Origin of the sequence: Streptomyces sp. NPDC059695, assembly GCF_042733785.1 — a bacterium.
Taxonomy (GTDB): domain Bacteria; phylum Actinomycetota; class Actinomycetes; order Streptomycetales; family Streptomycetaceae; genus Streptomyces.
On sequence record NZ_JBHWFF010000006.1, the window covers coordinates 263,444 to 274,523 of the forward strand.

Here is an 11,080-nt window from a genome sequence, read left to right on the forward strand (position 1 = left end):
GAGTATTTTTGGACGCCCGGGGCTTGCTGTCTGCCCCGACGCCCTGGGGTCTGGCCGGGCCCCCGCGGGCGGGGGCCGCCCCCCCCCCCCCCAACGCCTGGGCCCGCTGACCCGCGCCACCCGGGTGATCGCCATGACCGACGACGGAGGCGTACAGCCCGGAGATCAGCCGCGGGGCGCGTCCTCGGCGGCCCGACGGCGCCCTCCCGCGGAGGCGACCAGTGCGTCCGCGACCACCGCCGCGTCCGCGTCCGCGACGTCCGCCGGGTACTCCGGCAGCAGGTCGTCCCACACCGGGAGCCATGAACCGTACAGCTGGGCCTGACCCGCGGGCCTGGCGAAGAACCATATGTGCAGGTGCGCCGCGCCGTCCCCGATCCGGTAGACGTGCGCGCGCGAGACGTGCGGCAGGGCCTGCACGTGGCGGACGATGTGAGCGGTGAGCACGCCCAGCTCGGCCGCGAGCTCGTCGGGCAGGTCGGCCATGTCGTGGTGGTCGAGCGGGTGCAGCATGAGCACCAGCGGCACCCCGACGCCCGTGATCCGGGTGAGCCGCCAGTTGTCGTTGAACCAGATCCCCTCGTCGCGCTCGCGGCAGGAGCCGCAGTCCGAGGGGTCCTCCCCGTGCCGAGGAGGCTCGGGGAGGACGGGCGGCCGCAGAGGGGAGACGCGCAGTCCGTCCTCCTCGAACGGGCTGATGTCCCAGCCGGTCATCCGCGCAAGCGGAAGCCGACGCTCGGCGTCCGAGGCGGCGAGGGCGTGATCGTAGAACTCGTCAGGTCGCAAGGCCATGATCCGAAGAGTAGTTCGACCCCGAACCCGACGTGCCGGAGACCCGGCGAAGTGCCGTGCCCACGGGCCGAGTTCGTCGGCTAGGACGCGGCGGACCGCTGCGGGGAGCGGAGCACGAGCAGGGTGATCTCGCTGGGCGCGAAGACGCGGAAGGGCGGGCCCCAGAAGCCGGTGCCGCGACTGGTGTACAGGAGGGTGCGCGTGCCGTGGCGGCTCAGCCCGGCGACGGCCGGCTGGTCGAGGCGGACCAGATAGTGGAAGGGCCAGATCTGGCCACCGTGCGTGTGACCCGAGAGCTGGAGGTCGATGCCGTGGGCCGCCGCCCGGTCGATGAACTTGGGCTGATGGGCGAGGAGGAGGACGGGCAGGTCCGGGTCGGCGCCCTGGAGCGCCCCGTCCAGGTGGGCGCGGTGTCCGGCCAGGCCCGAGGACTCGGCGGTGACGTCGTCGACGCCCGCGACGACGAGGGTGTCGCCGCCGCGTTCGAGCAGCAGGTGGCGGTTGCGCAGCGGCTCCCAGCCCAGCTCGTCCATCAGGTCGACCCAGCCCTGGGCCTCGCTGTAGTACTCGTGGTTGCCGGTGACGTAGACACGCGCACGCGTCGCCTTCACCGTGCCCAGCGGGGCGGCCTGGGCACGACGGCGGTCGGCCGTGCCGTCCGCGATGTCCCCGGTGTGGCAGACCACATCGGCTTCCAGCGTGTTCACCGTCTCGCAGACCCGTGCCGACCAGCGGGCGCGGTCGAGCGGGCCGTAGTGGGTGTCGGTGATCAGGGCGACCCGGGTGCCGTCCAGCCCGGCCCCCAGGCGGGGGAGCTCCACGTCGAGCCGGCGCACGCGCGGCACGCGGCGGGCCTCGGCGTACCCCCATCCGAGCAGCACGGCGGTCACGCCGAGGATCGCCCAGGTGACGATGCGCGCCCGGTCCTGTCCGTCACCGACGCCGGCCACCGCGAGGGCGAGCCGCAGCAGGACGCCGAGCAGCACTGACCAGGTGAACAGGACCCAGACGCCGCCCAGGAGCGTGTCACCGATGATCGCGGCCCGGTCCCGCTGCCGGCGACCGTGGCCGCGGACCATCGCGAGCGGCATCCCGACCAGGCCGAGGGCGAACAGCGCGGTGCCGCCGAGGGCGACGGGAAGCGGCCAGTGCTGACCGGTGTGCAGGAGGACCCAGCACGGCACGGACCACAGAAGGAGGGGCGCGATCAGGGGGATGTACCGCATCAGCCGCTGCAGCGGGCTCCCCGCCGACGCCCCTGGTGCCTCCTCGGCGGCGGATCGGGTGTTGCTGGTCTCGGTCATGCGTCCCTCCTGAGGTTCGGTCCGGCGGATCGTGCGCGGAGCGGAGCCGGGCGGAGACAGCGCCACGGTCGCAGCACCGGCCGTCCGCCCGCGCCCGGAACACGATCGCCCCGCACACTGCGTCTCCTCGGACCTCTTGTGCCAGAGTGCCACGGCACTTTCATTGTCCGCCGTCGAGGCGGAGGCCCGTCCACCGGGCTCCGAGGGGTGATCCCTGCGCGCTTCGCGGCCGTACATCCGCCCCAGGCCGGTCAGCGATCCCGCATCCTGGTCCACCACCAGCCGAATGCCGCCGGCTCGATGTGGTTCGGCTCGGGCAAGGTGCGACGCGCCGGCTCTTCGTCGATACGTGAGATCAGCCGGCCCAGATCCCGTCGGGCCCCTGGAGGAAGGTGTCGCATCGCCCGTTCCAGATCATCCCGGGCATCGATCACCCCGTCCGTCGGACCAAGCCGGCCGGCCCACCCGGCGCACCGCCCGAGGCGGGACGTCGCACCGGTCGAAGCCCCGGGACATGAGGCACGTCCCGGCCCCGTTCCCTCCCACACACCAGGGCGCCGCTGCGCCCGAGGCTCACCCGCGTCCCCATCACCCACCCCAGTGCCGCACGAAGGGCAGATCCCCCGTCCGTACCCGCTCGCGCGGTCCCGCCGCCCGCAGCACCACGTCCAGTACGCGTGCCGGGTCGGCGGCGTACGCGTGGGAGAACCACGCCATGTTGGCTTCGACCACGGCCCACCGGTGGCCCGGACGGTACGGGTCGAGCAGCTGACCGACGTCCACGACGACGGCGCTCGGCAGCGTGGCACCGGCCTCGGCGATCAGCCGGTCGACGAACGAGGCGATCTCCCCGGCGACTGCCTCGTGCCGGTCGAGCGGGCGGGGGTCCAGCCGGCCGAACACCGCGTACCGGGTGCCCGTGGCGATCCGCCCGTCCAGCAGGAACAGCCGGTACTCCGCGGCGAACGTCACCACGTCGGAGAGCAGCACCGGCGTCGCCGGGTCCAGATCGGCGGGCAGTCGGGAGCCGTCGGCGTAGACGTCCGCCGGGAAGGACTTGTCCCGCGGCGGCTTGACGAACGTCGGCACCGCGACCGCCCACGCGTCCGCGAGGGTCGCCGCACGGACCTCCCGCCCGGTGAACGCCTCGGGCAGCCGGGCGAGCCAGTCGTCCGCCGGTTCGAGCAAGGCGAACCCGAGCCGTCCGGCCAGCGCCGCACCCGCGACCGGACCGCCGTACCAGTGGGCCGGTCCCACGGCCGTACCCGTCTCCTCCGCGGCCAGGACCTTCATCCCCCGCGCCGCCGCCTCCTCGGCCAGCAGTTCCATCGTCGACGTCCGCCGACCGGGCATGACCAGCACCGAACCCTCCCTCACGCGCACCGAAGCCGTCACGCCAGACCGGCCCCGGTCACACCCCAGTTTCCGAACCGTGCCGGTCAGCGGGCGGCACCCTCGCCCGCCAGGCCGCCGAGGGCGAGCGCGCGGGCCACGGCCGCCGGATCGGGGTCGTCGCCGTCCGGGTCCCGCACGCACGCCAGCAGCGCCTCCACGTCCCGGACCAGACCGCCCTCCGCCTGCGCGAGGAAGGCGTCGGCGTCGGGCCCGTCGTCCGTCGGCGCCAGGCGTTCGGCCAGCAGCTCCACCGCCTCCGCACGGTCGGCCAGCGCGCCCATCCCGCAGTCCAGACCGTCGTCGTCGAGGGTGTCCGGGTAGGGCGCACGGGCCCAGACGCCGTTCTCGTACCAGTAGACGCAGCCGAGCTCGTACCCGGACAACCGGTCGCGCAGTTCGTCCCACGGCAGCCACCCCGGGCCGCCCGCGAGCATGTCGACCGGCGGCTCGTGCCATTTCACGGCGCTCGACTCGTCCTCGCCGTACAGCACGTAACGGCCTTCGCCCATACGGGACATCACCCACCAGGTGCAGCCGCCGTCGTCCCAGTGGAGCCCGTCGCCGTCGATCCACCGGCCGGTGCGGTGCGCTCCGGGCCGGCTCTCGTCCGCGGTGGTCGCCCCGACCGCGGCCAGCAGGGCCCAGCGGGCCCACAGCCTCTCGGCGGGCGGAAGGTCCTGCGGCAGTCCTGGGCGGTTGATCGTCATGGGATCACGGTACGGGCCCGGTCACCCACCCCCGTACGGGGGGAAGGGCCCGGTCTCCCACGCCCCTACGCGGAATGGCCCGGTCACCCACCCCCCTACGCCGGAAGGGCCGGGGCACCCGCAAGCGGATGCCCCGGCCCTTCCCCCGAAGTCCGTCAGCGGCGGACCTGGTAGGCCCGCGTCACCGTCTGGTCGACGGAGTTGCCGTCGGCGTCGGTGGCGGTGACCCGCAGCGAGACGAAGCCGGCCGCCGAAGGGTTGTCGACGGTGCCGTTCCCCCGGCTGTCCAGACGGACCTTCCGCCAGGTGACGCCGTCGTCGTACGACGCCCAGAGCCCGACCTCGGTGACCGCCGGACCGGCGAGACCCCTGGGATGCCGGACGGCGAGGCCGACGGTCGTGCGGGACCTGGTCCGGGCGCTGTTGGCCAGGTCGGTGCCCAGCCGGTAGTCGACCGACAGGACGGGCAGCAGCGTCCGGCCCTCGCCCTGCGCGGAGTGGAAGCGCCAGTCGGTGCGCACCTTCGTGGACGTGTTCCAGCCCGCCTCGTCCCGCTGGACGTCGGTGACCACACGGTATTCGGCGCGCTCCGGGACCATCGGGAAGGCGACGGTCGTGGCGGGCGCCGTGCCGAGCAGCACGCCGTCCCGGTAGACCGTGGCCAGCTCCTTGTCGGTGCCGTTGCGCGTGACGGCCCACTGCCCGGAGCCGCTGTCGAGCAGCCCCGCGGCGGCGATCGCTCCCACTCCGCCCACGCGGGCGGCCGCGTAGTCCAGATCGCTCGGCAGCGCGGTGCGCACCACGGCCTTGTTCCAGTCCCGGCGCACCTGCTGACCGGGTGTGAACGTCGTGGCGGACGTCAGCTGCCAGGTGCCGCCGGCCGACCACACGGGACCAATCTTCATGGCCTCGTACGTCCGCAGGCCCGGGGTGACGTACTCGGTCAGGGTGCGCTGGAGCGTCATCCGCCCGAAGGAGAAGTTCGCCACCGCCTGCATCGGCGAGTGCATCAGGCGGCTGTATCCGGCCTCGGCCCCGGCGACGGTGCCGTGGAAGCGGCTGTCGACCGTGGCCAGTTCACCGGTCCGGACGCGGTAGCGCTGGTCGGCGGGGATGCCTCCGGCCCGGTACTTGAGCAGTTCGTACGCGTACGGGCTGACGGCCGTGCCGGTGAAGGTGATCCTGGCGCCCGACCGGGCCAGCAGGCGCTCGCCCTCGGCTCCGGAGACCGTCATCGCGGGGATGCGGGTCTCCTTCGGGCTCCAGTTGCCCGCCAGCCACGAGCCGGGGGTGTCGTTGTAGACGAGCACGGCCAGCGCTCCGGCTTCCGCGGCCGCGTCCACCTGTGCGTACGTGGTGGTCCCGGGGTCCCGCTTCACCAGCGCCAGCTTGCCCCGGACGTCCTCTCCGGGCCCGGCCACCCGGAGGGTGCGGCTGCCGTCGAACCGGGCGGAGCCGGTCCAGCCCTGGAAGTAGGAGACGTCCAGCGCGCGGCCGCCGTGTCCCGCGAGGCGGGCCGAGAGCGCGGGCGCGCTCAGCGACCAGCCGACGCGCGATTCGAACAGCGTGGGGTCGGTGGTGGCCGACGGCACGGAGTAGACGGCCGTCTCACCGCCGAGCCAGACCTCGCGGTTGTGGACCAGGAGCCGTGAGGAGGGGCTGGAGGCGATGCCGACGCGGAGGCGGTTCGTCTCCGACGGGCGGGGCGTGGCCATGGTGACCCGGCCGGCCCTGGAGCCGTCGAACGTGAAGGTCCGGTCCGAGTCGATCAGCGTGCCCGGCTGCGCCGCGTACGTGTACTCGTGGAGCATGCTCCAGTCGGGGCTGTAGTGGTAGATCTCCGCGATGAAGGAGTGCTCCCCGCGCGGCACGCGCAGCACGACGGTCCCGTCCTCGCCGACCGGGTACGTCTCCGGGATCACTCCCTTGTCGAGGGTCGTGTCGGTGACCGCGGCGATGCCGCCGGTCGGCCTGCCGTCGCGGTCGAGGACCTTCAGGGTGACGTCGAAGCGCTGGACGTCCCGGCCGAAGCCGACCGCGGTGACCGCTGTGGTCCCGTCGGCGGCACGCGCGGTGACGTGCGCGCCGTGCGAACCGGTCGCTATGCCGCGGGGGTCCAGGGTGACGGCGGCCTCGGCGGTGCCGTGCGCCGGGACCGTCACGGAGTCGGCGCCCAGGGCGAGCGTTCCGTCCGGGAGCGTCTCGCCCGCCTCGCCCAGGGAGAGCGCCAGCGTGACGGGGGCGTCGCCGTCGTTGACGTACGCGATCCTCTTCTCGACGGTGGCCGTGTCGTCCCAGCCCAGCAGGCCGAAGTCGACCGTGCCGTCGGCCGTCACCGGCTGGCGCACGGCGCGCGCCACGTCGACCCGGCCCGCTCCCTGGGCGTACACGGAGGTGTCGGCGGTGGTCCTCGCGGTGCTGATGAGCCCGTTCTTCAGCCGGGCGGGCGACCAGTCGGGGTGGCGCTGGGCGAGGATCGCGGCCGCGCCCGCCACGTGCGGCGTCGCCATCGACGTGCCGCTCGCGGTCGTGTACAGGCCGCCGACCGGCGTGCCCATCGTGGTGCCCGCCGCACGGGCCGCGACGATGCGGACGCCGGGTGCGGTGATCTCCGGCTTGAGGGCGCCGTCGCCGCGCGGGCCCCGGCTGGAGAAGTCCGCGACGACGTCGGAGGAGTCCACGGCGCCGACCGTCAGCGCGGCGGCGGCCGCGCCGGGCGAGCCGACGGTCCTCGCACCGGGGCCGCTGTTGCCCGCCGCGATGGTGAACAGGACGCCCGTCCTGGCGGTGAGTTCGTTGACCGCGAGCGACATGGGGTCGGTGCCGTCGGCGCCCTCCTGGCCGCCCAGGCTCATGGAGACGACCTTCGCGCCGGAGTGCGCGGCCCAGTCCATTCCCTCGATGATGCCGGACTCCGAGCCGGAGCCGCCGTCGTCGAGGACCTTGCCCACGACCAGCTTGGCCCCGGGAGCCACGCCCCGGTACCTGCCCTCGGACCCGGCACCGCTGCCGGCGATCGTGGAGGCGACGTGGGTACCGTGGCCGTGGCCGTCGCGGACGGTCTCGCCGGGGACGAAGCTGCGGCTCTCGACGATGCGGTCGGCGAGGTCGGGGTGGGTGGTGTCGATGCCGGTGTCGAGCACCGCGACCTTGACCCCTGTGCCGTCGTATCCGGCGGCCCACGCCTCTGGCGCGCCGATCTGGGGAACGCTCTTCTCCAGGAGCGCGTCGACCTTGCCGTCCAGCCACAGGCGCTGAACACCGGCCGACAGACGGGCCTTCGGGGTTCCGGCGCGGGCGCTGTCGTCGTCGACGGCCTCCCAGAAGGTGTCGCCCTTCGCCTTGTCGGCGGTGACGGCGGCGCCGCGTACGCCGGGGAGCTTGCGGGAGAGCCGGGCCCCGCCGGGCGCGGCGGTGCCGGCGGAGTCGTAGCGCACGATCAGCGGGGTCGTCGAGCGGTGGGCGTCGTCGAAACCCTGGGCGACGAGCTGCGTGACGTTGAACAGGCGCTTGTCGACCCGTCCGTTGTGGATCAGTGCCTCGGCGTCCCGGGGGATCACGTACACGTCGGTGCCGACGGTGTACGTCCGCAGTCCGGCGGCGCTGCCCCGGTAGGGGGTGACATCGACAGCGAGGGTCTTGCCCGCCCGGGTGGCCACCGTCACCTTGTCGCCGGTCACCAGGGTGACGGTCGCGGTCCGGACAGCGTCCCGGGGCGCGGCGGTCACCGCGTCCTGCCCGGTCGCGGGGAGGGGGATCGCGCCGTACGCCGAGCCGCCGGCGGCCATGGTGGCTGCCAGGGCGAAGCCGAGCAGTGCGGTACTCCGTCTGCTGCGCATGCTGGGGGCACTCCTTCCGCCGGCGGAGGGGGATCCGTGTCCGGCGGAACCAAGACTCAACAGGAACGATCACCTTCGCTACGGGCTGCCGCTGACGAAGAAGCGACATGTCCACTCGCCGCCACTCTGCGCGCACCCCGGGCCTGCGAGGGCGTCCCTGTGGTAATGCGAACTCTCGTTTCCGGCGGTCCTGTTGTGGTTTGATCGCTTCGGGAACGGGGGTGATCATTTCCGACAGGGGTGGGGGAAGAGCGCGTGGGAGAAGGACACATGCTGGCGGCGGCCGGGGTCGACGCCGCGGAGGAGCGGGTGTACCGCTTCCTCGTCGGGGTCCGGGAGGCCGACGCCGCAGGAATCGCGGCGCAGTTGGGGCTCGATGTGACACGGGTCCGCCGGCTGCTGTCGTCGCTCCACGACAAGGGCCTGGTCGGACGGAGCGCCGAACCCCCGGAGGGCGGTCCCGAGCGGTACGTGCCGATGGCCCCCGACGCCGCGCTCCGTCCGCTGCTGCTCCGTGGCCACGAAGCGCTCGAATGGGCACGGCGGGGCGTGGAACAGCTCGCCGAGGAGTACCGCGCCGGCGGACGGCGGCACGACGCCGGGCAGCTCGTCGAGGTGATCACCGGGGCCAGCGTGATCCGGCAGCGGCTGCGGCAGATGGCCTACGGGGCCGGCGAGATGCGCTGGCTCTGCAAGGCCCGTCCGGTCGCCCTGGCGGCGGCGGAGAACGACGAGGAGTGGGAGCTCCTCGCGCGAGGAGTGCGGTACAAGACGATCTACGAGCGTGAACTCCTCGAAGGCCCCGGGATGGTTGACAACGTTGCCCGGAGCATCCGTGCGGGCGAGCAGGCGCGGGCCGTCGGAACGCTGCCCGTGCGGCTGGTCGTCGCGGACAGCGCGATGGCCATCTGTCCTCTGGTGTACGAGAGCGCCGAAGGCGTCGACGCCTCGGACCGGGCGGCCGGCGCGGCCGACCGGGCGGGCGAACCGACGGCCGCCGTGGTCCACAGCAGCAGTCTGCTCGACGCGCTGATCGCCCTCTTCGAGAGCCAGTGGGCGGCGGCGACGCCGCTGCACGTGACCGATTCCGGTGAACTGGCCGACCTCGACGGCAGCCCACGGCCGGCGGTGCACCTCGCCGACGACGAAAGGTATCTGCTCTCCCTGATCGTCGCGGGGGTCGCGGACAAGGCCATCGCCTCCCAGCTGTGGGTGAGCCAGCGCACGGTGCAACGCCGGATCCAGGCCCTGATGCGGCGCGCCGGGGCCCTGACGAGGACCCAGCTGGTGTGGCAGGTGGCCCAGCGGGGATGGCTGGGGTAGGGGCGCGGCGGGAACGTCGGCACTGCGGCGGGACGCGTGGACTCGTCGTTCGACGGGCGTTCACCCGGCGACCGGGCCGAAGCCGATCGCCGTTCGGAACCGGCCGGGACGCTCGTCTCGCTCAGCCACCCCCCTCCACTCCACCCGGGACGGACACCTTGCTCGAAGTACGCGCTCGCCAGGGGCGTCGGCGCCTCGCCCGCCTCCGCCGCGCCACCCTCCGCCTGGTCGTGGCCGGCTCCGCCACGGCCGCCGCACTCGTGCTCGTACCCGCGGCCCAGGCGGCCCCGGCGGACGACATCCGCATCAACGAGGTGGTGACGACCGGCAGCGTCAACGACTCGATCGAACTGTTCAACAAGGGCACGGCCGCCGTCGACATCTCCGGCTGGGTCCTCAAGGACGACAACAACAGCTCGAAGTTCACCGTGCCGTCCGGGACGACCCTCGGCGCGGGGACCGCCCGGGCCTTCGACGTCTCCGCGTCGTTCGGTCTCGGTTCCGGGGACAAGGCCCGCCTCTACCTGCCCGGCGGCAGCACGCTGGTCGACAGCTTCACCTGGACCAGTCACTCCGCTCCGTCCTGGTCGCGGTGCCCCGACGGCACCGGCGCCTTCGGCCAGTCGGCCCTGACGCTCGGCGCGCCCAACTCCTGCGGCGGGGGCGGTACGGGTCCTCAGGCCTGGCCCGGCGGCAGCTCGGTGGCCACGGCCGACGGCTCCAACGTGTTCGGCTCGGACCTGAGCGGCCTGTACGAGGAGGGCTCCGTGATGTGGGGCGCCCAGAACTCCGGCAAGCTGTGGCGGCTGGTCCGCGACGGCTCCGGCGGCTGGAAGCCGGACACCGCGAACGGATGGACCTCCGGCAAGACCCTCCGGTTCCCCGGCGGCACCGGCACCCCCGACAGCGAGGGCGTGACCCTGACGGCCGCGGGTGCGGCGGGCGGCGCCTACGTGGCGAGCGAGCGCAACGGCGACGCCTCCGGCACCAGCCGCCTGTCCGTCCTCCGCTACGACGTCACCACGGGCAGCGGCACCACCCTGACCGCCACGAAGGAGTGGAACCTGACCGCCGGCCTGCCGTCGGTCGGCTCCAACGCCGGCTTCGAGGCGATCACCTGGATCCCGGACGCCACCCTCACCGCCGCGGGCTTCAAGGACGAGTCGACCGCCGCGGCCTACGACCCGAACCGCTTCGGCGCACACGGCGGCGGCGTGTTCTTCGTCGGTGTGGAGGGCACCGGTTCGGTCCACGGCTACGTACTCGAGGACGGCGGCACCGCGACCCGGGTCGCCACGATCAGCAGCGGCATGTCCGGTGTCATGGAGCTCCAGTGGGAGCCCCAGGCCGCGCGCCTGTGGCTGGTCTGCGACGACACCTGCTCCGGCCAGCACCGGACGCTGAAGATCGGCGCCAACGGCACCTTCGCCCCGGCCGCCGTCTACAACCGCCCGGCCGGCATGGCCAACCTGAACAACGAGGGCTTCACGCTCGCGGCCGCCGACGAGTGCGTGGGCGGCACCAAGCCCGCCTACTGGGCGGACGACAGCAACACCGGCGGCCACGCGATCCGCAGGGGCACCGTCACCTGCTGACAGCACCGACACGACATCGAGGGGGGGGGGGGCGGCGGGGGGGGCGGGGGGGCGGCGGGGGGGGCGGGCGCGCGGCCCGGCGCCGGCGGGGGCGCGGGCGGCGGCGCGCGCGCGCGGGGGGGCGG

The 11,080-nt window shown here is 73.7% G+C and carries 7 protein-coding genes; 2 read left to right on the forward strand and 5 right to left on the reverse strand.

Translation table 11 applies throughout. The annotated features are described in order from the left end of the window. Positions 1 to 165: 165 nt before the first annotated feature. The 5 genes from ACFV2S_RS10665 to ACFV2S_RS10685 all read right to left on the reverse strand — a co-directional run bounded on the left by ACFV2S_RS10665 (position 166) and on the right by ACFV2S_RS10685 (position 8,037). A complete protein-coding gene (locus ACFV2S_RS10665) occupies positions 166 to 792 on the reverse strand; it encodes a hypothetical protein (RefSeq protein WP_385556189.1) in 627 nt (208 codons plus the stop codon). Between the two features lie 80 nt (positions 793 to 872). Then, positions 873 to 2,096 (reverse strand): metallophosphoesterase, encoded by a 1,224-nt coding sequence (locus tag ACFV2S_RS10670; protein ID WP_385556191.1) that lies wholly within the window; start codon positions 2,094 to 2,096, stop codon positions 873 to 875. 588 nt (positions 2,097 to 2,684) lie between these two features. Then, on the reverse strand, positions 2,685 to 3,425 hold the full coding sequence (locus ACFV2S_RS10675) for an ATP-grasp domain-containing protein (RefSeq protein WP_385556267.1): 741 nt from the start codon (positions 3,423 to 3,425) through the stop codon (positions 2,685 to 2,687). Positions 3,426 to 3,535: 110 nt separating this feature from the next. Then, a complete protein-coding gene (locus ACFV2S_RS10680) occupies positions 3,536 to 4,198 on the reverse strand; it encodes a hypothetical protein (protein ID WP_385556193.1) in 663 nt (220 codons plus the stop codon). Positions 4,199 to 4,353: 155 nt separating this feature from the next. Then, positions 4,354 to 8,037, reverse strand: coding sequence for a S8 family serine peptidase (locus ACFV2S_RS10685; RefSeq protein WP_385556195.1), 3,684 nt, complete (start codon positions 8,035 to 8,037; stop codon positions 4,354 to 4,356). A gap of 270 nt (positions 8,038 to 8,307) precedes the next feature. Between ACFV2S_RS10685 and ACFV2S_RS10690 the strand changes: the two genes are divergently transcribed. Both ACFV2S_RS10690 and ACFV2S_RS10695 read left to right on the forward strand, forming a co-directional pair. Further along, positions 8,308 to 9,360, forward strand: coding sequence for a helix-turn-helix domain-containing protein (locus ACFV2S_RS10690; protein WP_385556269.1), 1,053 nt, complete (start codon positions 8,308 to 8,310; stop codon positions 9,358 to 9,360). A 158-nt stretch (positions 9,361 to 9,518) separates the two neighbouring features. Continuing rightward, positions 9,519 to 10,955 carry a lamin tail domain-containing protein gene (locus ACFV2S_RS10695; protein WP_385556197.1) on the forward strand — a complete coding sequence of 479 codons (1,437 nt, stop codon included), beginning with the start codon at positions 9,519 to 9,521 and terminating at the stop codon, positions 10,953 to 10,955. Positions 10,956 to 11,080 lie beyond the last annotated feature (125 nt).